At 70.9% G+C, this 25,753-nt stretch carries 23 protein-coding genes and 1 tRNA gene; 10 read left to right on the top strand and 14 right to left on the bottom strand.

Annotation, left to right across the window (positions count from 1 at the left end; translation table 11 throughout):
- Position 1: 1 nt before the first annotated feature.
- On the bottom strand, positions 2 to 2,167 hold the full coding sequence (locus KAG51_RS01670) for an S-layer homology domain-containing protein (RefSeq protein WP_290579955.1): 2,166 nt from the start codon (positions 2,165 to 2,167) through the stop codon (positions 2 to 4).
- A gap of 91 nt (positions 2,168 to 2,258) precedes the next feature.
- Here KAG51_RS01670 and KAG51_RS01665 point away from each other — a divergent pair, with 91 nt between their 5' ends.
- Positions 2,259 to 3,470 carry an arginine deiminase gene (locus KAG51_RS01665; protein ID WP_290579953.1) on the top strand — a complete coding sequence of 404 codons (1,212 nt, stop codon included), beginning with the start codon at positions 2,259 to 2,261 and terminating at the stop codon, positions 3,468 to 3,470.
- A gap of 337 nt (positions 3,471 to 3,807) precedes the next feature.
- Here the strand turns inward: KAG51_RS01665 and KAG51_RS01660 are convergent, their stop codons facing one another.
- On the bottom strand, positions 3,808 to 4,503 hold the full coding sequence (locus KAG51_RS01660) for a nitroreductase (protein ID WP_290579951.1): 696 nt from the start codon (positions 4,501 to 4,503) through the stop codon (positions 3,808 to 3,810).
- A 65-nt stretch (positions 4,504 to 4,568) separates the two neighbouring features.
- Between KAG51_RS01660 and KAG51_RS01655 the strand changes: the two genes are divergently transcribed.
- Positions 4,569 to 5,426, top strand: a complete 858-nt coding sequence (locus KAG51_RS01655) for an NAD(P)-dependent oxidoreductase (RefSeq protein ID WP_290579948.1) — start codon at positions 4,569 to 4,571, stop codon at positions 5,424 to 5,426.
- Between the two features lie 99 nt (positions 5,427 to 5,525).
- On the opposite strand, the gene KAG51_RS01650 is transcribed toward KAG51_RS01655, so the two are convergent.
- The 5 genes from KAG51_RS01650 to KAG51_RS01630 form a co-directional block, all read right to left on the bottom strand.
- A complete protein-coding gene (locus tag KAG51_RS01650; protein WP_290579946.1) occupies positions 5,526 to 6,371 on the bottom strand; it encodes an ABC transporter ATP-binding protein in 846 nt (281 codons plus the stop codon).
- Positions 6,368 to 7,444 (bottom strand): iron ABC transporter permease, encoded by a 1,077-nt coding sequence (locus KAG51_RS01645; protein WP_290579944.1) that lies wholly within the window; start codon positions 7,442 to 7,444, stop codon positions 6,368 to 6,370. Before KAG51_RS01645 ends, KAG51_RS01650 begins: the two co-directional genes overlap by 4 nt.
- Positions 7,444 to 8,505 (bottom strand): iron ABC transporter permease, encoded by a 1,062-nt coding sequence (locus KAG51_RS01640; protein ID WP_290579942.1) that lies wholly within the window; start codon positions 8,503 to 8,505, stop codon positions 7,444 to 7,446. Before KAG51_RS01640 ends, KAG51_RS01645 begins: the two co-directional genes overlap by 1 nt.
- A 336-nt stretch (positions 8,506 to 8,841) precedes the next feature.
- Positions 8,842 to 11,022 carry a 3-hydroxyacyl-CoA dehydrogenase NAD-binding domain-containing protein gene (locus tag KAG51_RS01635; protein ID WP_290579940.1) on the bottom strand — a complete coding sequence of 727 codons (2,181 nt, stop codon included), beginning with the start codon at positions 11,020 to 11,022 and terminating at the stop codon, positions 8,842 to 8,844.
- Between the two features lie 35 nt (positions 11,023 to 11,057).
- Positions 11,058 to 12,272, bottom strand: coding sequence for an acetyl-CoA C-acetyltransferase (locus KAG51_RS01630; protein WP_290579938.1), 1,215 nt, complete (start codon positions 12,270 to 12,272; stop codon positions 11,058 to 11,060).
- A 244-nt stretch (positions 12,273 to 12,516) separates the two neighbouring features.
- On the opposite strand from KAG51_RS01630, the gene KAG51_RS01625 reads away from it, so the two are divergent.
- Together KAG51_RS01625 and KAG51_RS01620 are read left to right on the top strand one after the other, a co-directional pair.
- Entirely contained in the window at positions 12,517 to 13,257 is a 741-nt protein-coding gene (locus tag KAG51_RS01625) for a MerR family transcriptional regulator (RefSeq protein ID WP_290579936.1), read from the top strand.
- 166 nt (positions 13,258 to 13,423) lie between these two features.
- Entirely contained in the window at positions 13,424 to 14,386 is a 963-nt protein-coding gene (locus KAG51_RS01620) for a TerC/Alx family metal homeostasis membrane protein (protein ID WP_290579934.1), read from the top strand.
- Here KAG51_RS01620 and KAG51_RS01615 read toward each other — a convergent pair.
- The 3 genes from KAG51_RS01615 to KAG51_RS01605 are packed head-to-tail and all read right to left on the bottom strand — an operon-like array spanning position 14,383 to position 17,844.
- Positions 14,383 to 15,450, bottom strand: a complete 1,068-nt coding sequence (locus KAG51_RS01615) for an alpha-hydroxy acid oxidase (protein ID WP_290579932.1) — start codon at positions 15,448 to 15,450, stop codon at positions 14,383 to 14,385. The two genes, KAG51_RS01620 and KAG51_RS01615, sit on opposite strands and share 4 nt — an antisense overlap.
- A gap of 45 nt (positions 15,451 to 15,495) precedes the next feature.
- On the bottom strand, positions 15,496 to 16,638 hold the full coding sequence (locus KAG51_RS01610; protein WP_290579930.1) for an acyl-CoA dehydrogenase family protein: 1,143 nt from the start codon (positions 16,636 to 16,638) through the stop codon (positions 15,496 to 15,498).
- A 39-nt stretch (positions 16,639 to 16,677) separates the two neighbouring features.
- On the bottom strand, positions 16,678 to 17,844 hold the full coding sequence (locus tag KAG51_RS01605; RefSeq protein ID WP_290579928.1) for a CaiB/BaiF CoA-transferase family protein: 1,167 nt from the start codon (positions 17,842 to 17,844) through the stop codon (positions 16,678 to 16,680).
- Between the two features lie 139 nt (positions 17,845 to 17,983).
- On the opposite strand from KAG51_RS01605, the gene KAG51_RS01600 reads away from it, so the two are divergent.
- A complete protein-coding gene (locus tag KAG51_RS01600; RefSeq protein WP_290579926.1) occupies positions 17,984 to 18,802 on the top strand; it encodes an alpha/beta hydrolase in 819 nt (272 codons plus the stop codon).
- Between the two features lie 108 nt (positions 18,803 to 18,910).
- Here KAG51_RS01600 and KAG51_RS01595 read toward each other — a convergent pair whose 3' ends face one another.
- Positions 18,911 to 20,401 (bottom strand): MFS transporter, encoded by a 1,491-nt coding sequence (locus KAG51_RS01595; RefSeq protein ID WP_290579924.1) that lies wholly within the window; start codon positions 20,399 to 20,401, stop codon positions 18,911 to 18,913.
- 70 nt (positions 20,402 to 20,471) lie between these two features.
- On the opposite strand from KAG51_RS01595, the gene KAG51_RS01590 reads away from it, so the two are divergent.
- Positions 20,472 to 21,002 (top strand): TetR/AcrR family transcriptional regulator, encoded by a 531-nt coding sequence (locus KAG51_RS01590; protein WP_290579922.1) that lies wholly within the window; start codon positions 20,472 to 20,474, stop codon positions 21,000 to 21,002.
- A gap of 62 nt (positions 21,003 to 21,064) precedes the next feature.
- Positions 21,065 to 22,063, top strand: coding sequence for a glycerophosphodiester phosphodiesterase (locus tag KAG51_RS01585; protein ID WP_290579920.1), 999 nt, complete (start codon positions 21,065 to 21,067; stop codon positions 22,061 to 22,063).
- Here KAG51_RS01585 and KAG51_RS01580 read toward each other — a convergent pair.
- Together KAG51_RS01580 and KAG51_RS01575 are read right to left on the bottom strand one after the other, a co-directional pair.
- Positions 21,986 to 22,789, bottom strand: coding sequence for a crotonase/enoyl-CoA hydratase family protein (locus tag KAG51_RS01580; protein WP_290579918.1), 804 nt, complete (start codon positions 22,787 to 22,789; stop codon positions 21,986 to 21,988). The genes KAG51_RS01585 and KAG51_RS01580 overlap by 78 nt on opposite strands.
- A gap of 9 nt (positions 22,790 to 22,798) precedes the next feature.
- A complete protein-coding gene (locus tag KAG51_RS01575) occupies positions 22,799 to 23,791 on the bottom strand; it encodes a MerR family transcriptional regulator (protein WP_290579916.1) in 993 nt (330 codons plus the stop codon).
- Positions 23,792 to 23,876: 85 nt separating this feature from the next.
- Between KAG51_RS01575 and KAG51_RS01570 the strand changes: the two genes are divergently transcribed.
- Entirely contained in the window at positions 23,877 to 24,116 is a 240-nt protein-coding gene (locus tag KAG51_RS01570) for a hypothetical protein (protein ID WP_290579914.1), read from the top strand.
- A 216-nt stretch (positions 24,117 to 24,332) separates the two neighbouring features.
- Here KAG51_RS01570 and KAG51_RS01565 read toward each other — a convergent pair.
- Positions 24,333 to 24,415 (bottom strand) — tRNA-Leu (locus KAG51_RS01565).
- A 118-nt stretch (positions 24,416 to 24,533) separates the two neighbouring features.
- On the opposite strand from KAG51_RS01565, the gene KAG51_RS01560 reads away from it, so the two are divergent.
- Positions 24,534 to 25,256 carry a DUF3662 and FHA domain-containing protein gene (locus tag KAG51_RS01560; protein WP_290579912.1) on the top strand — a complete coding sequence of 241 codons (723 nt, stop codon included), beginning with the start codon at positions 24,534 to 24,536 and terminating at the stop codon, positions 25,254 to 25,256.
- On the top strand, positions 25,256 to 25,750 hold the full coding sequence (locus tag KAG51_RS01555; protein WP_290579910.1) for an FHA domain-containing protein: 495 nt from the start codon (positions 25,256 to 25,258) through the stop codon (positions 25,748 to 25,750). Before KAG51_RS01560 ends, KAG51_RS01555 begins: the two co-directional genes overlap by 1 nt.
- Positions 25,751 to 25,753 lie beyond the last annotated feature (3 nt).

Raw genomic sequence — 25,753 nt, 5'->3', positions numbered from 1 at the left:
CCTACAGGCCGGCGTCGTCGTAGCGGAACAGGAAGGCCGCCATCTGCTCGCGCAGCACGGGCTGGCCCGGGCGGAACGTCCTCGTCCCGTTCGGTTCCTCGTAGCCCGTGGAGATGCCCTCGCTCGCGAGCCAGCAGATCTGCTTGGCGAACGTGAGACTCGGCGGCACGTCGACGAAGCCGCAGCTGGTCGACGTGGACGTGGCCCCGGCGAGTCGGTAGAGGAACGCCGCCATCTGCTCGCGCAGCACAGGGGCGCTGGGACGGAACGAGAACGTGCCGTTGCCGTTGTCGTACCCGGTCGAGATGCGCTCGTTCGCGAGCCACTTGATGTGGCTGGCGAAGACGTGACTGGCCGGGACGTCGGTGAACGGCGCCGTGCTGACGACCGGGAGGTCCGCGTCGGCGTAGCGAGCGATGAACGCGGCCATCTGCTCCCGAAGGACGGCCGCTGAGGGCTCGAAGCGCTTGGTGCCGTCGCCGTTGGCGTAGCCCTTCGAGATTCCCTGGCCCGCGAGCCACTCGATCTGCGTGAAGAAGAAGGCCGAGGAGGGGACGTCGGTGAAGCTCGCGGTGCCCGGCGGCGGCGCCGAGACGCCGTCGCAGGTGGCGGACAGCGTGTACGGACCGAGGTTGCCGTAGCCGCCGTCCGGACCGGAGGTGCTGCCGCGCACCAGCGCGTAGTACGGGGTGTCACCGGCCGTCCGGGTGATGCTGCTGGCGACGCCGGTCGCCCGTAGCTGCGAGCCGGACCCGCTCTGCCCCGATGGCGGGTCGGAGGTCACGAGGACGACTGGAGCACTGTTCGTGCCGGTCACCAGGCTCAGCGAGACGTCGAGGTTGGTGGAGTAGGTCGAGGGGGTCGCCGTGACGGTGACCGTGCCGTCGCACCGCCCGAGATTCCACATGTCCTGGTCCCCCGGCGCGGAGACGAGGCCCCTGCGGCTCGTCGTCCACCCGGACGCGGCGGCAGTGCCGATCGTGGCTCCGGCGTCGTCGGCGCGGGCCCGGATGCCGTTGCTGGCGAGGATCGTCAGATCCGGGCCGTCCCCGTTGTTCGCGCCGGAGTACGCGTGCGTGGTCCACTGGCTCAGGGCACGAGCATAGGGCGTGCCCATGATCGGACCCCAGTTGCCGGTACCGCTGTAGTACGCCTGCCCGCCGAAACCCGCGTGGTTCAGTCCGCCGTTGTGCCCGACCTCGTGGCTGATGATCGTCGTCAGCGCCAGCGGGTTCGAGGTGGACGCCGCGTTGATGAACGCACCCTCGTAGTAGCGGTGTCCAGGACCTTGGAACAGGTCGAAGACGTCGACGTACGCCAGGCCGGCGCAGCTCGACGTGATGGGACAGTCTGCGGGGAAGTCGGCCTGCACGACCGGGGTCGTGATGATCGCACGGGCACCGTAGACCTGGTCGGACGAGGACGACCGGGTGATGGCAGCCTGGCCGGGGTCCTGCGTCGTCACGTTGACGTCGAACGGGGCATAGTCCTCCGACACCGCGACCCAGACGTTCTGGATGAACTCCAGCTCGGTGTTCGAGAACGCGGCGGATCCGTCGAGGCTGAACGGCGGCACGGTTCGGCCGTTCGGGATGCCCTGCATCTGGTTCCAGACGGTGTTCGTCAGCGTGTGCCCGGTGAAGTCCAGGTAGATCGTGCGGGTCGAGCCAGGCAGGCTGTTGAGCCGGAACGTCTGGTCCAGGGGCACGACCGCGGCGAGCGCGACCGGATCGGTGCCAGCGGCCGGAGCCTCGGCGGAGTCGTGCGCGTGCCCGGGGTCGCGTGCCTGATCCGCATCGAGGAACTCGGCGACGAAGAGCCGGCCGTCGGGACCGACTCCGTAGGTCGGGTCCTGCAACACGGTGGTGAGCTCGTCGACGCTCAGGTCGTTGAGGGCCGCGACCGCGTCGAGGTCGTCACCCATCGCCTCGACGGCTGCGGGACCGAGCACGGTCTCGTCCGGGCCGACCGGATCGGCGTCCTCCGGGGTCGTCTCCGAATACAGAGCTGACGGAGCGGGGTCGGGGTCCGGTGCCGCCGCAGCGGACGCTGCCCTCGTGGTCGCGCCGCCGGATCCCGGCGTGAAGCCCGAGGCGGACAGACCGGCCACGACAACGGCAGCGACGGCGAGCCGGCCGACCGCACGGGCATGGCGAAGCGTCGTCATACCTCCATCGTCGGTCATGGCTGGCTCACCCAGGCCCGGAACGCAGAGATGACCTCCCCGTCAGGCGCGCACGATCCCTTAGCCTCGGACCATGACGACGCAGCCCGCGCTCGGTGTCGACAGCGAGGTCGGACGACTGCGCACCGTCATGCTCCACCGGCCCGGGGCGGAGATCGCCCGCCTCACCCCCCGCAACAACGACGCCCTGCTGTTCGACGGCGTTCCGTGGCTCGGTCGGGCCCAGGAGGAGCACGACGCCTTCGCCCAGGCGCTGCGCGACCACGACGTCGAGGTCCTGTACCTCGTCGAGCTCCTGCAGCAGACCCTCGAGTCGGCCGAGGCTCGCGATGCCGTCATCGCCGCGACGACCGCGGCCCTCCATCTGGGCGACGGTCTGCGCGCGCACCTGAGCGGGTGGCTGGCGGGCCTGCACCCGACGGAGCTCGCCACCGTCCTCACCGCCGGTCTGCGCAACGACGAGGTGCCCGTGCGCACCCTGGTCACGAGCCTGCTCGCGCACGACGACTTCGTGATCGACCCGCTCCCGAACCTGCTCTTCACGCGCGACTCCTCGGTGTGGCTGCCGGACCGCGTCGCGGTCACGAGCCTCGCGATGCCGGCCCGGGTGCGCGAGACCCAGCTGACCGGGCTCGTCTACGGCCACCACCCCCGCTTCGCGGGCGTCGCCCAGGTGCACGGTCCGCACCTGGAGCACGTCGAGGGCGGCGACGTGCTCCTCCTGGCGCCCGGGGTCATGGCGATCGGGGTCGGTGAGCGCACGACACCGGCCGGGGCGGAGCGTTTCGCGCGGCAGGTCCTCGCCGGGGGTCTGGCCCACACCGTGCTGGTGGTGCCGATCGCCCAGGACCGCGCGACGATGCACCTCGACACGATCGTCACGATGGTCGACGTCGACACCGTCGTGATCTTCCCGACCATGGCCGACGACCTCACGGCCACGACGCTCACGCTCGGCGAGCAGGGCCTCGTGATCGGCGCCCGGGAGCCGTTCTTCGCCGCGGCCGCTCGGGCGATGGGTCTGGAGGAGCTGCGCCGCATCGACACCGGGCTCGACCCCGTCACGGCCGAGCGGGAGCAGTGGGACGACGGCAACAACACCCTGGCGATCGCCCCACGGCTCGCGGTGGCCTACGAGCGCAACGAGCACACCAACGCTCGCCTGGCCGAGCAGGGCATCGAGGTCGTCGCGATCAGCGGCAGCGAGCTCGGCTCGGGTCGCGGCGGCCCGCGGTGCATGTCGTGCCCCATCGTGCGCGACCCCGGCGCCGCTCCCGGCGGTTGAGGTGGCCCCGCCCCCGCCGGTTGAGGTGCGAGTGCGCTCTGGCGCGCGAGCCTCGAAACCTCGGTCACGTGACGGCCCTAAGGTCACACCGGACAAGCGGCCACAGACGACCCGGTGTGGCGGACGGACGATGATGCATCCGGAGTGCCCTGGCTACCGCGAAGCATCTTCCCTGGTGGTCGTGGACGGAATCTGAGGGGTTGCGGGCGTTCTGACACCCTCAACCCCTCAGCCAGCGTCCACCCGGCAACGCGAGGTCACCACAGCCATCCGTCCGTCGCGGTCTGGGGCCGCCTGTCCCCCACCACCGACGACGGCTGACCAGCCGCGCGCTGCGTCAGTCGAGGAACGTGACGGCGTCGCTCACCGGTGCGCGGTGCGCACGGAACGCGTTGCTCGGGTGCTCCGGGTCCGGCCAGCCGAACGAGATGCCGCACACGACCTGACGGTCCTCGCCCCAGCCGAGACGCTCGTGGAGCAGTTCCGACTTCATGGCCACGGCGGCCTGCGCGATCGTGGCCACGCCGTGCGCGTGCGCCGCGAGCAGGAACGACTGCACGTAGAGCCCGCAGTCGACGTACCCGTACGGCCCGAGGCTCGCCGGCGCCGAGACGATCGCCACGTGCGGGGCGTCGAAGAAGTCGAAGTTGCGCAGCATCTGCAGGGCCGAGGCCTGGCGGTCGCCGCGCTCCACCCCGACCGCGTCGTACAGCTGCAGGCCGACCTCGCGACGACGCTCCTGGTAGACGCCGGTGTACCCGGGCGGGAAGTCGATGTCGGGGGTCATGCGCTGGTCGGTCGCGAACGAGGCCCGCAGGTCGTCGATCGCGTCGCCGGAGAAGATCGCGACCTGCCACGGCTGGGTGTTGCACCACGACGGCGTGCGCTGCGCCGACTCGACGATCTGCTCGATCGTGGCGCGCGGCACGGGTTCTGGGCGGTATCCCCGGCAGCTCCACCGCTCCGCCAGGGCCTGGACCACGGTCACGTTGGGGTCGTCCGCGGCCGTGGATGATTGATCGTGCGCCGCCATGGTCATCGTGCCACCACCACTGTCATGATGACCAGACTGCCACACGCGATCCACCTGGAGGACCCATGTCTTTGGCCGGAGTCACAATCATCATGTCCGGCGGCAGCCGCGGCATCGGCGAGGCGATCGCGGTGCGCGCGGCCCGCGACGGTGCGAACGTCGCCCTGCTCGCCAAGACCGCCGAGCCGCACCCGAATCTGCCGGGCACCATCTACACCGCCGCCGAGGCCGTGGAAGCCGCAGGCGGCAAGGCTCTGCCGCTCGTGGGCGACGTGCGTGACGACGCCTTCGTGGCCGACGCTGTGGCGCAGACCGCCGAGACGTTCGGCGGCATCGATGTCGTGGTCAACAACGCGAGCGCGATCGACCTCTCGCGCACCGAGGACATCGCGATGAAGAAGTACGACCTCATGAACGACATCAACTGCCGGGGGTCGTTCCTGCTCGCCAAGACCTCCATCCCGTGGCTGAAGCAGTCGGCGAACCCGCACATCCTGACGCTGAGCCCGCCGATCAGCCTCGACCCGAAGTGGCACACGACCTTCACGGCCTACACGATCGCCAAGTTCGGCATGAGCCTCGTGACGATGGGACTGGCGGGCGAGCTGGCAGGCGACGGCGTCGCCGCCAACTCGCTGTGGCCGCGCACCGCGATCGACACCGCCGCCGTGCGCAACGTCGTCGGCCCCGGGCTCGGCGCCAGCTCGCGCACGCCGGCGATCATGGCCGACGCCGCCTACGAGATCCTCACGCGCCCGAGCCGGGAGTGCACCGGCAACTTCTACATCGACGACGACGTGCTCGAGGAGGCGGGAGTCACCGACTTCAGCGTCTACCTCAACGGGGGCAAGGAGGAGGACCTCGCGCTCGACTTCTGGGTCGAGCCCAAGGGCCCCCACAACCCGGACCTCAGCCTCCACTGAGGGCCGACAGCAGGATGTGGACACTTCCGCACGAACTTTCCGTCAGATCGGGTGCGTCAGTGTCCACATCGTGCAATCGGGGGTCAGCGGTGGTGGGTGCTAGCCGCGCTGGCGGCCGAGGGGCACGACCAGCGGGGTGCCCGTGACGGGGTCGGGCACGACCCGGCACGGGAGGCCGAAGACGTCGTCGACGACCTCGGCCGTGATGACGTCCTTCGGCGCACCCTGAGCGACGACCCGGCCCTCCTTCATCGCGACGATGTGGTGCGCATACCGGCACGCGAGGTTGAGGTCGTGCAGCACCATGACGACGGTCTTGCCGTGCACGTGGTTGAGGTCGTCGAGCAGGTCCAGCAGATCGACCTGATGGCTGATGTCGAGGAACGTCGTCGGTTCGTCGAGCAGGACCAGGTCGGTGTCCTGGGCGAGCACCATCGCGACCCACACGCGCTGGCGCTGACCACCGGACAGCTCCGCGAGCGTGCGTCCGGCGAGCTCGGTCGTGTGGGTGGCCGCCAGGGCCACCTCGACCGCGGCATCGTCCTCGGCGCTCCAGCGACGGAACCAGCCCTGGTGCGGGTACCGGCCGCGGCTGACCAGGTCGGCGACCGTGATGCCGTCGGGCGCCACCGGGTTCTGCGGGAGCAGGCCCATGACCCGGGCGATGTCGGCGCTGGCCCACTCCTTCAGCGGACGCCCGTCGAGCTCGACCCCACCCGCGCGCGGCTTGAGCAGACGGGCCAGGCCCCGCAGGAGCGTCGACTTGCCGCAGCCGTTCGCACCGACGACGACCGTGACGAGTCCGTCGGGCACGACCAGGTCGAGCTCGTGCACGATGTCGACCCCGGCGTAGCCGAGCGTGAGGCCGCGGGCCCGCAGGTCGTGGTGCCGCGACTGCGGGTCCGCCGGTGCCTCTGAGGGGGCCTGCGTGTCGAGATCGGTCATCCTCCACGTCCTTCCCGGTTGACCGAGACGAGCAACCAGATGAGATAGGGAGCGCCGATCGCCCCGGTCACGACACCGGTCGGCAGCTGGGCCGGCAGCGCGTGCTGGGCCACGAGGTCGGCGGCGAGCACGATGCTGGCCCCCACGAACGCGGCGGCGAGCAGCGCCGAGCTGCCGGCCCCCACGAGTCGCGTGGCGATCGGGCCGGCGATCAGCGCGACGAACGCCATCGGCCCGGCCACGGCCGTGGCCAGGGCGATCAGCAGGACGGCGGTCAGCATCAGCGCGAGCCGCATGACCTCGACCCGCACGCCGAGCGCCTTGGCCGTGTCGTCACCGAGCTCGAGGGCCGCGAGCTGGCGCGTCATCAGGAACACCACGGGAAGCACGACGGCGAGGCTGAGCCAGAGCACGCGCAGCTCGGTGTCGCCGGCCTGCCCCACCGCGCCGACGAGCCAGGTCATCGCCTCGCGCGCGTTGTACTGGTTGGCGCGCGACAGGACGTAGCCGGAGCCGGCGAGGAAGAACTGGCTCACGCCGATGCCGATCAGGATGAACCGGTACCCGGTGATCCCGTCGCGCCAGGCCAGCAGGTAGACCAGCAGTGCCGCGACCAGCGCGCCCACGAGGGCTGCTGCGGAGACCAGCTCGCCCTGCAGGTTGAGCACGACGATCGAGCTGACGGCAAAGAAGCTCGCCCCGGCCGAGACCCCGACGAAGTCGGGCGAGGCCAGGGGGTTCGCCAGCAGGCGCTGGAAGATGATGCCGGCCAGCCCCATGGCGAGGCCTGTGCCCAGCGCGGACGCGGCGGTCGAGAGCCGCACCTCGCGGACGACGTACGCGACGCCCGGCTCGGTCTCCAGGCCGAAGGTCGCCCGCACGACCTGCCACGGCGACACCGCGAAGCTGCCGATCATCATCGTGCCGACGAACAGCGCGAACGCGAACGCGGCGAGCGCGAGCGTCACCGCGATCGTGCGTCCCCGCCGCAGCAGGCGCACCCGGGTGACGACCGACCTTAGGGGCGACGGGTCCGGGGGACGGGTGACCACCTCGCGCTCGATGACCGCCATCACAGCTCCGACAGGTTGCGGCGGCGGACCAGGAACGCGAACACGGGGGCGCCGAGCAGGCCGAGGACCACCCCGACCTGCACCTCCCCGGACACCTTGGCGACCCGTCCCAGCACGTCGGCGGTCAGGAGCACGATCGGGCTGAGCAACAGGCAGTAGGCCGTGATCCAGCGGTAGTCGGGACCGCAGATCGCCCGCGCCATGTGCGGCACGACCAGACCGATGAAGACGATGGGCCCGCACGCCGCCGTGGCTCCGCCGGCCAGGAGGGTCACGATCACGAAGAGCCCGGCCCGGGTCACGCCGACGCGCTGCCCGAGCGCCGTGGCGACGTCGTCACCGAGTGCGAGCCCGTTGAGCCAGCGTCCCGTGAACAGGGCCAGGACGATGCCAGCGATCAGGAACGGGGCGGTCTGCTCGACGATCGGCCAGTAACGGCCGGCCAGCGAGCCGACCTGCCAGAACCGCAGCTGGTCCAGCGCGCCGGAGTCGAGCATCGTGACGCCGGTCGTGACGGAGTAGCAACCGGCGCTCACCGCGGCCCCGGCGAGCGCCAGCTTGATCGGGGTGGCGCCCTCGCGCCCGAAGGACGCGACGCCGTAGACCAGGGTCGTGGCCGCCGCCGCACCGGCGAACGCCCACCAGATGTAGGTCGTGACGTCGCTCTGACCGGTCAGCATGATCGACAGCACGACGGCCGCGGCGGCACCGGAGTTGATGCCCATGATCCCGGGGTCGGCGAGCGCGTTGCGGGTGACGCCCTGCAGGATCGCCCCGGCGAGGCCCAGGGCCGCTCCGGCCAGCAGTCCCAGGATCGTGCGCGGCAGACGCAGCTCGCGGATCACGGTCTGGTCGGTGCTGGTCGGGTCGTGGTCGGAGACCGCGGCCCAGACCGTCGACAGTCCCACCCCGCGCGAGCCCAGCACGACGCTCACGAAGGCGACGACCGCGAGCACGCCCACCAGCACCAGGAGCCCGAGGCTCAAGCTCGCGCTCGAGCGGTGCTCGGGCCGGGGGGCCTCGACCTCCGGGGAGGCCGGCGCGGTCAGGGTGGCGGTCACAGTAGACGAGCCTAACTGAGGCGAGCCTCACCTGACAGGCCACGTGACCAGATCGACGGCGAACGCCCCCGTCCCCCTCAGCTGGTCGCGTGGGTGAGGGCGGTCGCGCCCGATCCCGTGGGTACCTCCCAGGACGAAGTCCTCGGGGAAGCGAGACCCGGCCAGGTCGAGGATCTCGGTGGGACTGGTCGCGGCTGAGGCTGCGGTCAGCCGACCGGGTCTCGATACGCCGGCTCGCCAGGGCTCGCCGAGCATTCGACCACCGGAGGGTGCGGGCCCGGACATGACGAACGCCCCCGTCCCGCGCGGGGACAGGGGCGTTCGTGGCAGAGCGGGTCAGGCGTAGTTCTCGCCGTTCTTCGCCTTCTCGACGAGCGAGGCCGGCGGCAGGAAGCGGTCGCCGTACTTCTCGGCCAGCTCGTTCGCGCGCTCGACGAAGGCCTGGATGCCCAGGCGACCGTCAGCGGCCTCGTAGCCGTTGATGTACTGCAGCACGCCACCCTGGTTGGGCGGGAAGCCGATGCCGAAGATCGAGCCGATGTTGGCGTCGGGCACCGAGCGCAGCACGCCCTCGTCGAGGCACTTGACCGACTCCAGACTCATGATGAACGTCAGCCGCTCACGCAGGTCCTGTAGCGGAGGCTGCTCGGCGGCCGTCGGGAACTTCTCGGCCAGACCCGACCAGAGCCCGGTGCGCTTGCCGTCGACGTACTCGTAGAAGCCCGCGCCCTTCAAGCGGCTCGGTCGGCCGGCGTCGATCATCTGGTCGATGACGTCCTCGGCGGCCGCCGGGGTCCAGGTGCCGCCCTCGGCCTCGGCCGCTGCCTTGGACTCGTTGCGGATCTTGACCATGAGCTCCATGTTGAGCTCGTCGGTCAGCTGGAGCACCGGAGCCGGGAAGCCGGCCTGCGTCGTGGCCTTCTCGATCGTGGCCGGGGCCACGCCCTCGGCCAGCATGCCGATGCCCTCGTTGACGAACGTGCCGATGACTCGGCTCGTGAAGAAGCCACGACTGTCGCCCACGACGATCGGGGTCTTCTTGATCGCGAGGGTGTAGTCGAAGACGCGGGCGATGGCCTCGTCCGAGGTCTCCTCGCCGGCGATGATCTCGACGAGCGGCATCTTGTCGACGGGCGAGAAGAAGTGGATGCCGATGAAGTCCTTCGGACGCGAGACGCCCTCGGCCAGACCCGTGATGGGCAGCGTCGAGGTGTTGGAACCGAGCAGCGCGTCGGGCTTGACGACCTTCTCGAGCTCGGCGAACACCTCGTGCTTGAGCTTGACGTTCTCGAACACGGCCTCGACGACGAAGTCGGTGCCCTCGAGGTCGGCGTAGTCGGCGGTGGCCGTGATGCGACCCAGCACCTCGGCCTTCTTCTCCTCGGTGATCTTGCCGCGCGAGACGGCCTTGTCGAGCAGCTTCTCGCTGTACGACTTGCCCTTCTCGGCGGCCTCGAGCGAGATGTCCTTGAGCACGACCTGCATGCCGGCCTGCGCCGTGACGTAGGCGATGCCCGCGCCCATCATGCCGGCGCCGATCACGGCGACCTTCTCGGGCACCTGCTTCTCGACGCCCTCGGGACGCGACTTGCCGGCGTTGATCGCGGCCAGGTCGAAGAAGAACGCCTGCGTCATGTTCTTGAACTGCTGACCGACGATGAGCTCGACGAGGTAGCGGCTCTCGATGCGCGACGCGGTGTCGAAGTCGACCTGGGCGCCCTCGACCGCGGCGCTCATGATGTTCTTCTGCGCCCGGTAGTCGGCGCCCTTGACCTGCTTGCGCAGGTTGGACGGGAACGCCGGCAGGTTCGCGGCGAACGACGGGGTCGACGGCGTGCCGCCGGGGATGCGGTAGCCCTTGCGGTCCCACGGCTGCGTCGCGGCCTCGGCGTCGTCGGCGTGGGCCTCGACCCAGGCCACGGCGGTCGAGAGCAGGTCGTCGGGGGCGACGACCTCGTCGACCAGGCCGAGCTCGAGGGCCTTGGCCGGCTTGAAGCGCGGGCCCTGGAGCAGCACCTTCATGAGCGCGTCGGCGATGCCGAACATGCGGACCGTGCGCGTCACGCCACCGCCACCGGGGAGCAGGCCGAGGCTCGCCTCCGGCAGACCGATGTCGTAGCGGCCCTCGGCCGCGACGCGGTGGTGGGTCGCGAGCGCGATCTCGAGTCCACCGCCGAGGGCGGCGCCGTTGATAGCTGCCGCGACGGGCTTGCCCGCGGTCTCCAGGCGGCGCAGCGCCGCCTTGACGCTCTCGACCTCCTCGAAGAACTGCGGGGCGTCGTCCTTGGTGGCCTTGAGCATGAGCTTCAGGTCGCCGCCGGCGAAGAAGGTCTTCTTCGCCGAGGAGATCACGGCGCCCTTGACGGTGCCGGCCTGGACGTCGGCGACGTAGGCGTCGACCGCGGCGGCCATGCCGTCGCGGTAGGCCTCGTTCATCGTGTTGGCGCTCTGGTTCGGGTCGTCGAGGACGAGGTGACCGATCTGGTCCTTGACCTCGTAGCGCACGGCTGCAGTCATGAAATGTGTCTCTCTTCTCTCAGGTCTCGTGCGGGTCAGAGGGCTTCGACGACCGTGGCGATGCCCATGCCGCCGCCGACGCAGAGCGTGGCGAGGCCGTAGCGCTTCTCACGGCGGTGGAGCTCGTCGATCAGGGTGCCCAGGATCATGGCGCCGGTCGCACCGAGCGGGTGGCCCATCGCGATCGCGCCACCGTTGACGTTGGTGCGCTCGTGCGGGAAGTCGCCGAGGTCCTTCATGAGACGCATCGCGACGGCCGCGAAGGCCTCGTTGATCTCGATCAGGTCGATGTCGTCGATCGACAGGCCGGCCTTGGCGAGGGCCTTCTTGCTGGCCGGGCCGGGGCCCGTCAGCATGATCGTCGGGTCGGCGCCGGAGACCGCGGTGGAGAGGATGCGCGCGGTGGGCGTGAGGCCCGCCTTCTTGCCGGCCTCCTCGTTGCCGATCAGCACGAGGGCCGCGCCGTCGACGATGCCGGAGCTGTTGCCGGCGTGGTGGACGTGGTTGATCTTCTCGAGCTGCGTGTACTTCTCCAGCGCAACGGCGTCGAAGCCACCGAGCTCACCGATGTCGGCGAACGAGGGCTTGAGGCTGCCGAGCGACTCGACCGTGGTGCCCTCGCGCACGAACTCGTCGTGATCGAGGATCGTGAGGCCGTTCTTGTCGACGACCGGGATGACCGACTTGCTGAAGTAGCCGTTGGCGATCGCCTTGGCGGCGCGCGCCTGCGACTCGGCGGCGAACGTGTCGACGTCCTCGCGGCTGTAGCCCTCGATCGTGGCGATCAGGTCGGCACCGATGCCCTGCGGGACGAAGGAGGTGTCGAGGTTGGTGCGCGGGTCCATGGCCCAGGCGCCGCCGTCGCTGCCCATCGGCACGCGGCTCATCGACTCGACGCCGCCGGCGAGGATGAAGTCCTCCCAGCCGGAGCGGACGCGACCGGAGGCCTGGTTGACGGCCTCGAGACCCGAGGCGCAGAAGCGGTTGAGCTGCACGCCGGCGACGGTGTCGGGCAGACCGGCGGCGATGGCCGCGGTCTTGGCGATGTCGCCGCCCTGGTCACCGACGGGCGAGACGACGCCCAGGACGAGGTCGTCGATCGTGCTCGGGTCGAGCGACGGGTTGCGCTTCTGGATCTCGTCGATCAGACCCGTCACCAGGTCGATCGGCTTGACCTCGTGGAGCGAACCGGTCTTCTTGCCGCGCCCACGGGGCGTGCGGATGGCGTCGTAGACGAAAGCTTCGGTCATGGGGGGGTCCTCGCAGACGGGTGGGCAGGTCGGCCGACGTGGTGTCAGCACTGTGCCGACCGGGGGCCAGCACGGAGGCGACTCGGTGTCTCCACCGGGCCGAGCCATTGTGACACTACAACTGTCAGGATACTCCGGTCATGCGCACGGCGGTAGGGCCGCACGATGAACAGTCAGCGCAGACTGTACGCCCTGGCGGACGAGGACCGGACCGTGACACCGGAACTGCCACTATCCTCGGCGTGTGAGTGCCACCGAGGGATCGACCGCCTCCGCGTCGCTGAGCGTCGAGCAGCTGGCGGCCCGCGTCGGCATGACCGTCCGCACCGTCCGCTTCTACGCCGGCCGCGGCCTGATCCCCCCGCCGCGGCGCGAGGGCCGCAACGGCTTCTACGGTCCGGACCACCTCGCCCGGCTCGAGCTCGTGCGCGAGCTCCAGGCACACGGTCTGACGCTGTCGGCGATCGAGGGCTACCTGGAGCGGATCCCGGCCGACGCGACGCCTGAGCAGGTCGCGCTGCACCGCACCCTGCTGGCGCCGTGGAGCCCCGACCTGCCCGAGCAGATGGACCGCGAGGCGCTCCAGACGCGGTCCGGACGCCCGCTGAGCGACGACGACCTCGACGTGCTCGTGGCGATCGGGGTCGTGGAGCCGACTCCCACCGAGGACGTCTTCCGCGTGGCCCCGGCGCATCTCGCGGTCGGCATCGGCTTCCTCGACGCCGGGCTGCCCGTCGAGGCCGCCCGCGCCTCGCGCCGCATCGTGCTCGAGCACGGCACCCAGCTCGCCGACCAGCTGACCGAGCTCTTCCGCCAGGAGGTCTGGCCCCACCTGAAGGCGTCCGGCCAGCCTCCCGAGGCGATCACCGCGATGGTCGAACGCTTCAAGCCCCTCACGGTGCAGGCCCTGGTGTCCGCCTACGAGGACGCCGTCGACGAGCTCAAGCGGCGCACCGTGATCCGCCAGACCGGCCAGCACGACTGACGAGCGGTCCCGCGCTGCGCCCGGTAGGATCGATGCTGAAGGGAAGTATCCCGACGATCCGGCTGCGTCAGCACGGTCCGCGCTTGAGGACCCGCACCGGATGGGCCCGGTCACCGGGTCGGAAAAACCTTCGCGACCCACCACCGCGAAGGAAGGACCCTTCTTCATGCCCCTGGGCTCACCCACCGACTGGGCGCTGCTCGTCGCTGCCCTCGTCGTCCTGCTCGTCATCGACCTGATCCTCGTGCGGGGTCGAGGGGAGATGACACCACGCGTCGCCGCGGTCTGGAGCGTCGTCTGGATCGCCATCGCCATCGCGTTCGGTGGTGTCCTGTATCTCTGGGGCACGACCGAGCAGTCGACGACCTACCTTGCCGGCTACCTCGTGGAGAAGTCGCTGTCGCTCGACAACGTCTTCGTCTTTCTCGTGGTCCTGGGCGCCTTCGCGGTGCCCACGCCCCGGCGCGTGCGGCTCCTGACCTACGGCATCGTCCTGGCTCTCGTCCTGCGGCTGATCTTCATCCTGGTCGGGGCTGCAGCGCTCGACGCCGCCTCGTGGCTCACGTACCCGTTCGCCGCCCTGCTGGGCTGGACCGGCCTGCGCCTGTGGCGTCACCGCCACGACCACGACGGCGACGAGAAGCTCATCGCGGGCGTGCGCAAGCGGATGACGATCGCCGAGGGCGACCACGGCGACAAGCTCACGACCAAGATCGACGGCAAGCGCATGCTGACCACGGGCGGTGCGGCACTCGTGGCGATCGCGATCGTCGACATCATCTTCGCCGTCGACTCGGTCCCGGCGATCCTGGGCATCACGACCGACACGTTCGTCGTGTTCGCCGCCAACGCGTTCGCCCTGCTCGGCCTGCGCCCGCTGTTCTTCCTCGTGGCTGAGCTCGTCGCGCGCCTGCGCCACCTCAAGGCCGCGCTCGCGGCCCTGCTGGTCTTCATCGCGGCGAAGATGGTCTACGGCGAGATCTTCGGCAAGGTCGGACCGGAGTGGTCCCTGGGCGGCGTCCTGCTGATCCTCGGCGCCGGCGTCCTCGCATCGCTGCCGGGACTCAAGGAGGACGGCACGGCGACCGACGACGAGGTGGAGGACGACGAGGCGCGCACCGACGCCTAGGGCCAGGACGATGCCTCGCCCGCGCGGCGCGGACCGACGTATGACGCGTCCAGGTCTGCGGCGCGCGGGCAGCCGAGGAGGGCCAGCGTCGAGTCGAGCTCGGCGAGCAGCTGCTGCAGCACCTCCTCGGCGCCCGCGGCACCACCGCGAGCCAGGCCCCACAGGACGTGGCGTCCCACCAGCACGGCGTCGGCCCCGAGCGCCAACGCCTTGGCGACGTCCCACCCGCGGGTGACGCCGCCGTCGACGAGCAGGTCGGCCCGGCCGGCGACGGCGTCGACGATCGGGGGCAGCGCGTCGATGCCGGCCAGCGTCGTGTCGAGCTGGCGGCCGCCGTGGTTGGACACGATGATCCCCGCCGCACCGGCCTCGACGGCCCGTTCGGCGTCGTCGGCCCGCAGGACGCCCTTGAGCACGACGGGCATCCCGGCCGCCTCGGCGAACTCGGCGAGGTCGTCCCAGGTCAGGCTCGCATCGTGCATCGCGAACAGCTGCTCGATCGTGAGCGGCGGTCCCGACGGGTTGAGCGCGATGGGGTGCTCGACCCGGAACCCCGTGCGCTTGTCCCGCTCGCGCCAGCCCGCGACCGGGAAGTCGACCGTGATGACGAGGGCCTCGTACCCGCTCTCGCGCGCCTCGGCCACGAGGTCGTGCGAGACCGAGCGGTCGGTGAAGACGTAGAGCTGGAACCACCGGTCGGAGGGCCCGAGCGCCTCGGCCACCGCCGAGGGGCTCGTGGTGGTCTGTGACGAGAGCACGTACAGCGACTCGGTCGCCGCGGCCGCTGCGGCGGTGCCCAGCTCACCCGAGGCGTGGGCATGCTTCTGGTACGCCATCGGGGCCACCACGATCGGGTGCGGCCGGCGGCGGCCGAGCAGCGTCGTGCCGAGATCGCGCTCGGACACGTCGACCAGCACCCGCGGGGTCAGGGCGATGCGCCGCCAGGCATCGAGGTTGTCGCGCAGCGTGAGCTCGTCCCCGGCGCCCCCGGCGAAGTAGCCGTGGGCGCCGGGGCCGAGAAGAGCCTCGAGGTCCGCGTCGTCGAGTCCGGGGCGATCGCTCACGCTCGCGACGCTAGCGGACTCAGGGGCCCGCCTCGGGGATCGGACTCAGATGCCGAGGCCGCGGCCCACGATCTCCTTCATGATCTCGGTCGTGCCGCCGTAGATCGTCTGGATGCGGGTGTCGAGGTAGGCCTTCGAGATCGGGTACTCGGTCATGTACCCGTAACCGCCGTGCAGCTGGAGGCACTCGTCGGCCGCGCGCTTCTGCAGCTCGGTCGTCCACCACTTGCCCATCGCGGCGTCCTCGACCGTGAGCTCCTTGGCGTTGTGGCGCACGATCGACTCGTCCACGAACACCTGGGCGATCGAGGCCTCGGTGTGCAGCTCGGCGAGCGTGAAGCGCGTGTTCTGGAAGTTGCCGATCGGCCGGCCGAAGGCCTTGCGCTCCTTGACGTACTCGAGCGTCATGTCGACGATGCGGCGCGTGGCCGCGGCGGCGACGACGGAGATCGACAGGCGCTCCTGCGGCAGCTTCTCCATCAGGTAGATGAAGCCCTTGCCCTCCTCGCCGATCAGGTTGGTCACCGGCACGCGCACGTCGTCGAAGAACAGCTCGGCGGTGTCCTGGGCCTTGAGGCCGATCTTGTCGAGGTTGCGACCCCGCTCGAATCCTTCCGCGCCGCGCTCGACGGCGATCAGCGAGAAGCCCATCGCGCCGGCGGACGGGTCGGTCTGGCAGACCACGAGCACGAGGTCGGCGTTGATGCCGTTCGTGATGAACGTCTTGGAGCCGTTGATGACGTACTCGTCGCCGTCGCGCACTGCCGTGGTCTTGATGCCTTGCAGGTCCGACCCGGTGCCGGGCTCGGTCATGGCGATCGCCGTGATGATCTCGCCCGAGCAGAAGCCGGGGAACCACCGATCCTTCTGCTCCTCGGTCGCGTGCGACAGGAGGTAGCCCGAGACGAGATCGGTCTGGATCACGAAGCCCACGCCGGAGGCGCCGATGCGGGTGATCTCCTCGGTCAGGATCGCGTTGTAGCGGAAGTCGTCGACACCGCCGCCACCGTGCGACTCCGGCATCATGAAGCCGAGCAGGCCCATCTCGCCGGCCTTCAGCCAGAGGTCGCGGGGGACGATGCTGGCCTTCTCCCACTCGTCGTGGTGGGGGGCGATCTCCTTCTCGCAGAAGGCGCGGACGGTGTCGCGGAACGCGTCGTGGTCGGCGTCGAAGATGGTGCGCTTCATGGGGGTGCTCCTCGGGTTGGATCAGGCTGCGGGTGGTGGTCAGTCGTTCTGGACGGCGACGCCGCGCTCGACGAGGGAGTCGATGTCGTCGATCCCCCACGCGGCCAGCGCCGTTCGGGTGTCGGCACCGGTGCGCGAGGGCGGGGTTCCGAGAGTCGCCGGGGTGGCCGAGAAGCGCGGTGCTGGAGCGGGCTGCACGAGCCCGTCGCGCTCGACGTACGTGCCACGGGCGACGTTGTGCGGGTGCTCGTAGGCCTCCGTCAGCGGCACGACCGGGGCGATGCACGCGTCAGTGCCCTCGAAGACCTCGGCCCACTCGGCCTGCGTCCGCGAGGCGAAGGCCTCGGTCAGGCGGGCCCGGAGGTCACGCCAGTTCCGGGGGTCGTTGCGGTCGGGGAGGTCGGCGAACCCGGCCTCGGCGAGCAGCTTCTCGGTCGCCGCCCAGAACTGTGGCTCGAGGCCACCGACCGACATCCACCGACCGTCCGAGGTCTCGTAGACGTCGTAGAACGGGGAGCCGCCGCCGAGCAGGCTCGTGCCCCGCTGGCCGTCCCACACCTGGTTCTGCTGCATCGTCACAGCCATCGACATCAGGTGCGCGACGCCGTCGGTGATGGCGGCGTCGACGACCTGGCCCTCACCCGTGGCGCGGGCGTGCGTGAGTGCCGCGAGCACGCCCGCGACGAGGTACAGCGAGCCGCCACCGAAGTCGCCGAGCAGGTTCTGCGGGAATGCCGGCGCGCCACCGCGGCGCCCCAGCGGATCGAGGCCGCCCGCTACGGAGATGTAGTTGATGTCGTGGCCTGCGCTCTGCGCGAGCGGGCCGTCCTGACCCCATCCGGTCATGCGCCCGTACACGAGGCGGGGATTGCGCGCGTGGCACTCGGCGGGGCCGAGGCCCAGGCGCTCGGTGACACCGGGGCGGTAGCCCTCGAGCAGGATGTCGGCCTTCTCGACAAGGTCGAGCACGAGGTCGATGCCGCCGTCAGCCTTCAGGTCGATGGCCACGCTGGGCCGACCGCGACCCAGGATGTCGCGCTCGGCGGGCCCGAGGGTCAGACCGCCGCCGCCGGGCCGGTCGACCCGGATCACGTCGGCGCCGAGATCGGCGAGCATCATCGCGGCGAAGGGGCCAGGACCGATGCCGGCCAGCTCGACGACACGGACACCGGCCAGGGGGCCTCGGACAGGATTGTCTACGCTCACAGCATCATTGTGACAGTAGTGGTGTCACGGTTGTCAACATACTCGCGGTACGCTGCCGGCCGGAACGTGCCATCATCAATGGCGCATCCCCGTACGGCCCGGAACACCGCACGGCCCGGAACAGAGAGAAGAGTCCCCGATGCTGCTCCCCGACCTCACCTACGTCCGCAAGGGCTCCGGACCCGCGCTGGTCCTCCTGCACGGCATCGGCCACAACAAGGGCGCGTGGGACCCCATCATCGACGAGCTCGCGACGCGGTACGACGTCATCGCGCCGGACCTGTCGGGATTCGGCGAGTCCCCGGCCTTCGCCGGTGGCGTGCCCTACACGATGCCGAACGCGGTCGACCATCTCGCGACGCAGTTCGAGCGCTGGGGCGTCACCAAGCCGCACGTCGTCGGCAACTCCCTCGGCGGCGCGATCGCGCTCGAGCTCGGCGCGCGCGGCCTCGTCTCCTCGGTCACGGCCCTGAGCCCGGCGGGCTTCTTCGGTCCGCTCAGCAAGTTCCAGGCCCTCGCCGCGCTGTTCGTGCTGCGCATCTTCGCGGTGATCTCGCCCGAGTTCCTGGTCAAGCGGCTCACCCGCACGCAGCTCGGCCTGCGCCTGTCCGGGCAGCTGCTCTACGCCCACCCGGAGCGCATCCCCCAGGACGCGGCGCTGCGGGACGCGCGCGGCCTCAAGTACTGCACGGCCTTCGAGCGCACCGCGATCCAGGCACTCGGGTACTTCTTCGCCCACCAGGTGCCGGTCACCACGACCGTCGCGTGGGGCACGAAGGACCTGATCCTGCCCTACTCGCAGTCACGCACCGCCCGGTCGCGACTTCCCCAGGCCGAGCACGTCGACCTGCCCGGCTGCGGACACGTCCCGATGATCGACGACCCGCAGCTCGTCACGCGCGTCATCGACACCACCGTGGCCCGCGCCGACCAGGCCCGGACCGCCACAGCGGCGTAAGGGGCAGCCGTTGGTTCCGCGCAGACCCACCAGATGTGGACACTTCCGCACGCTTTCGAGACCGATTTCCGTGCGGAAGTGTCCACATAGTGCAGGCGCTCCGCATGACTACCTCGGGAGGGTGCGCCAGCTGATGGCGGCGGCCAGGAGCGCGACCAGGATCGCGGCGCCGGACGCGTGCTGGACCCCGAGGTCGAAGGCCGCGACGGCGGAGTCCGACAGCGCGGTGCCGAGCCCGGTCGGCAGCGTCACCGCGTGGTCCAGGGTCGCGCCGAGGGTCTCGTGCGAGCCGCCGCCCACGGCGTCGGCCGGCACCACGAGGTGCGAGCGGTAGGTCGCCGTCAGGACGCTGCCGAGGACCGCCGTGCCGAGGACCGCTCCGACCTCGTACGCCGTCTCCGAGATCGCGGACGCGGCGCCCGCGCGGTGCGGCGGCGCATGGCTGAGCACCATGTCGTTCGTGAGCGTCTCGGCCATGCCGATGCCCAGGCCCATGACGGTGAACGCGATCATGACGCTTGCCACGGTCGGATGACCTGTGAAGGCCGCGATCGCGTATCCGCCGGCCGACGCCACGAAGCTGCCCGCCACGAGGACCCGCGCCGGCACGACGCGCACCAGCGCGACGGCGACGAATCCGGCGGCCACCGTCACGAGCAGGCCCGGGAGCAGCACGAGCGCGGCGATCATCGGCTCGAGGCCGAGCACGAGCTGCAGCAGCTGGGCCGCGAAGAACAGGAACCCGGTGAGCGCCATCAGGCTCAGCAGGTTCGCCAGGACCGCCCCGGAGAACACGCGGTTGCGGAACAGGTCGACGTCGAGCATCGGCGTCACGCTGCGCCGCTGACGTCGCACGAAGGCGATGCCCGAGGCGATGGCCAGGGCGAGGCAGGCGACCGTGACGTCGTCGACCCCGGCGTGGGCCGCGTGCTTGATCGCGTAGACCGCCGGCAGCATCGCCGCCAGCGACAGGGCGATCGAGGCAGGATCGACCGGGCCGGGGCGGGGGTCGCGCGACTCGGGCACGAGCCACAGCGCCAGAGGGACGAGGATCGCCACGACCGGGGCGTTGATCAGGAACACCGAGCCCCACCAGTAGTGCTGCAGCAGCCAGCCGCCGAGGATCGGGCCGAGGGCCGCGCCGCCGGAGAACATCGCCGCCCAGGTGGCGATCGCGATCCGGCGGTCCCGCGCGTCGGTGAAGATGTTGCGGATCAGCGACAGGGTCGAGGGCATCAGCATCGCGCCGAAGAAGCCCTGCGCCGCGCGCATCGCGATGAGCGCCTCGGGGCTCGGGCTGAACGCCGCGGCCAGCGACACGATCCCGAAGCCGATCGAGCCCGTCACGAGGAGTCGGCGCCGGCCGAGACGGTCGCCCAGGCTGCCCATCGCGATGAGCAGGCCGGCGAGCATCAGCGCGTAGATGTCGACGATCCACAGCAGCTGGCTGCCGGTCGGCGCCAGGGCCGAGCTGAGGCTCGGCAGGGCAAAGCTCAGCACGGTGTTGTCCACCGAGACGAGCAGGACGGGAAGCATGAGGGCGGCAAGAGCGGCCCACTCGCGGCGCGTGGCGCGCGCGGAGAGGACGTCGTAGGTCATGCCCGCAACTGTACCGTCTGGACGGTACAGTCCCAAACGTGGCGAGGGTGACTCGTCCTACACTCCCGCCATGGCCTCGAGCGACGACCGCAGCACGCGCGACCGACTCCTCGACGCGTTCGAGCACCAGCTCGTCGAGGGCGGTGGCCGCGCCGCGACGCTCGACGCGGTCGCCGCCGCAGCCGGGGTCTCGAAGGGCGGGCTGCTCTACCACTTCCACAGCAAGGACGAGCTCGTCGAGGGCATGCTCGAGCGCCTCTACGACCAGGCCGACGCCGATGTCGCCCGGATGCGCACGGCCCCGGCCGGGCCCGTCGACTTCTACCTCGAGACCTCGGTCGACTCCGGGAGCGACTTCGACCGTGCGCTCATCGCGGCGACCCGCATCGCCCAGGAGAGCGACCCGCGCGCGGCCGAGGCCATGGCCCGCGTCCGCGAGGCCTGGTTCCAGGTGCTGGCCGAGCACCTGGGCGACGAGGCACTGGCCCGCACCATTCAGCTGATCGGTGACGGGCTCTACTTCGACGACTCCACCGGACTTCGCGACCCGCACGCGCTCGCGCACGTGCGCGCGGTGCTGAAGCGCCTCGACGTGCTCTGAGATTCGTCCACCCGGCGCGTGGATGTCACCTGCCGGACACGTTCAGGGCGTGCAGTCGAGACATGGACCCACGTCCGGTCACCGTCTTCGCCCACCGCGGAGCGTCCGGGTACCGCCCGGAGCACACGATCGAGGCCTACCGACTCGCGATCGAGATGGGCGCCGACGTCATCGAGCCCGATCTCGTCAGCACCCGCGACGGGGTGCTCGTCGCCCGCCACGAGAACGAGATCAGCGGCACGACCGACGTCGCCGACCACCCCGAGCTGGCCGACCGGCGCACGACCAAGGTCGTCGACGGGGTCACCGTGACGGGGTGGTTCACCGAGGACCTGACCCTGGCCGAGCTGCGCACCCTGCACGCGCGCGAGCGGCTGCCCGCCGTGCGCCCGGGCAACACCCTCTACGACGGGCTCTACCCCGTGCCCACGTTCGACGAGATCCTCGACCTGGCCCGGATCGAGGCGGTGCGACGCGGCCGCGTCATCGCCGTGGCCCCCGAGACCAAGCACCCCAGCTACTTCGCCGCACTCGGGCTCGACCTCACGCCCCCGTTGCTCGTCAGCCTGGCTCGGGTCGGGTGGACCGGGCCGGACGCACCGGTGGCCGTCCAGTCCTTCGAGCCCGGGAACCTGCGGGAGCTGCGCCGCCTGGTCGACGTGCCGCTCGTGCAGCTCACCGGGGCGTCAGCGGACCACGCACCGCTGTTGACCCCCGCCGGCCTGCGCGAGGTCTCGACCTACGCGACGTGGCTCGGCCCGGAGAAGAACCAGGTGCTCCCGCGGGACGCCGCGAATGCGATCGGCGCGCCCAGCAGCCTCGTGGCCGACGCGCACGCGGCGGGGCTCAAGGTCGTGGTCTACACCGTGCGGGCCGAGCCCCAGTTCCTCCCGAGCAACGTCGACGTCGACCGCGAGCTCGACGCCCTGGTCGCGGCCGGGGTCGACGGCATCTTCGCCGACCAGCCTGACCTGGCGCTCGCCTCAGTCGAACGTGCGCGGACCGAAGACCGGTGTCTCGCCCTTCGTGCCCGCCGATCGCGCGATCTTCGTGTTGGGTGAACGGAACATCGCGAGCTGGAGTCGGCGCTCGAGCCGCAGCTGAGCACGCAGGCCCCGACGCGCGGCCTCGTTGAGGAGCGTCTTGCTGGCACTGACCGAGTCGGGTGAGCGCTCGATCAGCTGATCGGCGAGCTCGCGGGCCAGCTTGTCGGGATCGACGTCGCTGCCGGTCGCGAGGCCCCACGCGGCGGCCTGCTCGCCGGAGAAGACCTCGCCGGTCATCGTGAGGCGCTTGGCCAGGTCGAGCGGGATCTGCTCGACGAGCGGGACGGTGCCGCTCATGTCGGGCACGAGCCCCCACTTGGCCTCGAGGATCGACCACTTCGCCTCGGGCGTCGTGAAGCGGAAGTCGGCCGCCAGCGCGAGCTGGACGCCGGCCCCGAACACGTGCCCCCGCGTGACCGCGATGACCGGCACGGGCAGACGGCGCCAGGCCCAGAGCGCCTGCTGGAACCGGTTGGTGCCGCGCAGCGGATTCGCGATGAAGTGGGCGACGACCTTGCGCGGGGTCCGGTTGACCGACGGGAAGTCGAGACCGGAGCAGAAGGACTTGCCCTCGCCCGAGAGCAGCACGACCCGGACGTCGCGGCGTCCCGCGATCTCGGACGCGCTGGCGAGCAGCCCGTCGAGCAGCGGAAGGTCGACCGCGTTGAGCTTCTCGGGCCGGTTCAGACGCACGTGGGCCACGGGCCCGTCGATCTCGGTGATCACCCGGGGTTCGGTCATGGGCCGATGCTACTGGTCGGTACGGAGGGGCTTCTCGGACAGATCGGCCAGGCGCGCCAGCACGACGTCGACGGTGTCGGTCAGGCTCGTGGGTCGCGCGACCCGACTCGGCTCCTCGTGGTGCATCCGCGCCGGCCACCCAGGGCCGGCGAGCACGACGAGCGCATCGGCGCGTGCGGCCGAGGACACCTGCCACACGTGGTCGTCGGGCGACATCTCGGCGCTCGACCACAGGAAGACCACGGCGGGGTGCACCGTCGCGATCACGTTGGCGAGCGCGCCGGCCGGGAGCCGGGCACCGAAGGAGTGGCTGGCGACCCCGCGGCCCGCGAGCGCGGCCTGCAACGCCACGACCGGCAGCGAGTGCGGATCGTCCTCGACGGTCGCCAGGAGCACCCCGGCGTGCCGGCGGTCCAGATCGGGCCAGGCGCGCACGTAGGCCCGCAGCTCCGTGGCGAGCGTGTCGCTCACGAGGTGCCCGGCGTCGACGCCAATGATCCCGTCGGCCACCGAGTCGCCCACGTGGCGCAGGGCCGGCTGCAGGTAGGTGTCCCAGGCGTCGATGACCCCGTGCTCGACCACCACGACGGCCAGGAGCCGGCTCAGCCGGCCACCGTCGAACCGTGCGGCCGCGGTCAGCACGTCGGCCGCGAACAGCTCGGGAGCCTCCAGGGCATCGGCCACGTCGGCCGTCTCCCCCGTGTGGGCCACGGGGGTCACGCCCTGGGTCGCCGCCAGCCGCGCCGCCGTACGTGGCGCGACCCCGCGACCGATCAGGCCGTGCAACAGCTCCACCCGGGAGATGTCGAGCTCGGAGTACCGGCGGTGTCCACCCTTGGTGCGCTCGGTGGGCCCGAGACCGTAGCGACGCTCCCACGTGCGCAACGTCGACGGGGAGACGTGCAGACGCCGGGCCACCGCGCCGACGCTCCACGCCAGTGCGCTGACCTCGGGCTCTGCCGACCCGGTGGGCTCCAGGCTCGGGCTCTCGTGGTCGACCATGATCTCAGCACGAGCGTAGGGGGTGGCGGGCGATCCGCACGCCGAGATCGGGCCCCGACCACCCCCAGGAGCTAGCCTCGGCTGCATGGACCCCGTCGGGCTGCTCATCTGGGGCGGCGGACTCCTGGGCCTCGGGGCACTGCTCGGACTCGCTCGGCGCTGGCTCGCCGCGCCGGTCCTGGTCGCACTGCCTGCCGGCATCGCCTGCGTCGTGATCGGCCTGGTCGGCGACGACGAGATCTCGATCCGCTGGGCGGCCCTCCCGGTCGCGGCCGCCTCGCTCGTGCTGGCCCTGGCGTTGATCGACTGGGTGCGGGGGGCGTGAGGGGGCGCGGGGTGGGGGGCTCGCGTCACGCCCGGCGGGGCGCGGCTTTCGCCGCGGTTGCACCGCGGCGGGTGGTGCGGGGTGCGGCCCGGCGCACCTGCGGGCGTGCGCGAGGGGGACCCCGTCGCTCGTTCCTTGCTTCTCCTCAAATCCCCAAGTCCATGAAATGAATCAGCCGGGCCCCCAAAAGAACGGGGGCCCGGCTGATTCATAGCGTGCGCGAGGGGGGATTTGAACCCCCACGCCCTTGCGGACACTGGCACCTGAAGCCAGCGCGTCTACCATTCCGCCACTCGCGCGACAATCATCCGGCCTGAGCCGAACGACGACCGAGTCTAGCACCGGAGGGACGCGCTCCAGACCCGGTGTCGATACGATCGACGAAGGTGCACGACCGATGCGAGCGAAGGGGGCGTCATGGCTGGAGTTCTCCAGCGCTTCGAGCAACGGCTCGAAGGGGTGGTCACGAGCGCTTTCGCCCGAGCCTTCCGCAGCGCCGTGCAGCCCGTCGAGATCGCCGCGGCCCTGCAGCGCGAGATCGACAACTCCGCCCAGGTCCTGTCCCGCGACCGCCGGCTCGTCCCGAACGACTTCACCGTCGAGCTCTCGCCCGAGGACCACGCGCGGCTCGTCCCCTTCGGCGAGACCCTCACCGGCGAGCTCAGCACGCTCGTGCGCGAGCACGTCCACGAGCAGCGCTACACGCTCGCCGGCGGGCTCGCGATCGAGTTCGTCGAGGCCCCCGAGCTCGGCACCGGCCGCTTCCGGGTGCGCAGCCGCACCAACGCCGCCGTGCGCCCGGCCGCTGGCGCACGCATGACCGACTCCGCCGCCCGCCGTGCCGAGGCGTACCTCGAGATCGGTGGCCAACGCCACCCCCTGACCCCGCCCGGCCTCGTGATCGGTCGCGGCTCGGAGTCCGACCTGCGCATCGACGACCCGGGTATCTCGCGGCGCCACTGCGAGCTCACGATCCACGACACCGGCGAGACCGTCCAGATCACGGTCACCGACCTCGGATCCACCAACGGCGTCGTGCTCAACGGCCACCGCGTCTCGTCGGCCGCCGTGCCCGACGGGTCCGAGATGCGCCTGGGCAACACGACCGTCGTCGTCCGACTCACGGCACGGGAGGCCTGATGTCCGAGCTCACCTTGACGCTCATCAAGCTCGGCTTCCTGGCCGTGCTGTGGATCTTCGTCCTCTCGGCGGTCTCGGTCATCCGCACCGACATCTTCGGCACCAAGGTCACCGAGACCCCGGCCGGGCCCGGCGTCGCCGCGCGCACGCCCAAGCCGGCCCCCAAGGCCAAGGTCACCAAGCCGCGCCGCCCCCAGCGCGGCACGCCCAAGCTCCTGTACGTCACCGACGGGCCCAACGCCGGCCAGAGCGTCCCGCTCGGCGACCAGCCCATCCTGCTCGGGCGTGGCACCGACGCGGCGATCCGGCTCGACGACGACTACGTCTCCACCCGGCACGCCCGCTTCGCGAGCAACGGCGCCGAGTGGTTCGTCGAGGACGTCGGCTCCACCAACGGCACCTTCATCGGCAGCCAGCGGGTCACGACGCCCGTGCCGATCGCGCTCGGGGTGCAGGTCCGCCTCGGCAAGACCATCGTCGAGCTGCGGAAGTGACGA

Source organism: Aeromicrobium sp. (assembly GCF_023146395.1).
Taxonomy (GTDB): Bacteria; Actinomycetota; Actinomycetes; order Propionibacteriales; family Nocardioidaceae; genus Aeromicrobium.
Note: the sequence above shows the minus strand (reverse complement) of the source record. Positions and strands in the feature narration are given on the sequence as shown.

Coding starts and splice junctions, on each gene's coding strand:
- KAG51_RS01670 (WP_290579955.1), bottom strand. CDS start 2,167: ATGACGACGCTTCGCCATGCCCGTGCGGTCGGCCGGCTCGCCGTCGCT.
- KAG51_RS01665 (WP_290579953.1), top strand. CDS start 2,259: ATGACGACGCAGCCCGCGCTCGGTGTCGACAGCGAGGTCGGACGACTG.
- KAG51_RS01660 (WP_290579951.1), bottom strand. CDS start 4,503: ATGGCGGCGCACGATCAATCATCCACGGCCGCGGACGACCCCAACGTG.
- KAG51_RS01655 (WP_290579948.1), top strand. CDS start 4,569: ATGTCTTTGGCCGGAGTCACAATCATCATGTCCGGCGGCAGCCGCGGC.
- KAG51_RS01650 (WP_290579946.1), bottom strand. CDS start 6,371: ATGACCGATCTCGACACGCAGGCCCCCTCAGAGGCACCGGCGGACCCG.
- KAG51_RS01645 (WP_290579944.1), bottom strand. CDS start 7,444: ATGGCGGTCATCGAGCGCGAGGTGGTCACCCGTCCCCCGGACCCGTCG.
- KAG51_RS01635 (WP_290579940.1), bottom strand. CDS start 11,022: ATGACTGCAGCCGTGCGCTACGAGGTCAAGGACCAGATCGGTCACCTC.
- KAG51_RS01630 (WP_290579938.1), bottom strand. CDS start 12,272: ATGACCGAAGCTTTCGTCTACGACGCCATCCGCACGCCCCGTGGGCGC.
- KAG51_RS01620 (WP_290579934.1), top strand. CDS start 13,424: ATGCCCCTGGGCTCACCCACCGACTGGGCGCTGCTCGTCGCTGCCCTC.
- KAG51_RS01610 (WP_290579930.1), bottom strand. CDS start 16,638: ATGAAGCGCACCATCTTCGACGCCGACCACGACGCGTTCCGCGACACC.
- KAG51_RS01600 (WP_290579926.1), top strand. CDS start 17,984: ATGCTGCTCCCCGACCTCACCTACGTCCGCAAGGGCTCCGGACCCGCG.
- KAG51_RS01595 (WP_290579924.1), bottom strand. CDS start 20,401: ATGACCTACGACGTCCTCTCCGCGCGCGCCACGCGCCGCGAGTGGGCC.
- KAG51_RS01590 (WP_290579922.1), top strand. CDS start 20,472: ATGGCCTCGAGCGACGACCGCAGCACGCGCGACCGACTCCTCGACGCG.
- KAG51_RS01585 (WP_290579920.1), top strand. CDS start 21,065: ATGGACCCACGTCCGGTCACCGTCTTCGCCCACCGCGGAGCGTCCGGG.
- KAG51_RS01580 (WP_290579918.1), bottom strand. CDS start 22,789: ATGACCGAACCCCGGGTGATCACCGAGATCGACGGGCCCGTGGCCCAC.
- KAG51_RS01575 (WP_290579916.1), bottom strand. CDS start 23,791: ATGGTCGACCACGAGAGCCCGAGCCTGGAGCCCACCGGGTCGGCAGAG.
- KAG51_RS01570 (WP_290579914.1), top strand. CDS start 23,877: ATGGACCCCGTCGGGCTGCTCATCTGGGGCGGCGGACTCCTGGGCCTC.
- KAG51_RS01560 (WP_290579912.1), top strand. CDS start 24,534: ATGGCTGGAGTTCTCCAGCGCTTCGAGCAACGGCTCGAAGGGGTGGTC.
- KAG51_RS01555 (WP_290579910.1), top strand. CDS start 25,256: ATGTCCGAGCTCACCTTGACGCTCATCAAGCTCGGCTTCCTGGCCGTG.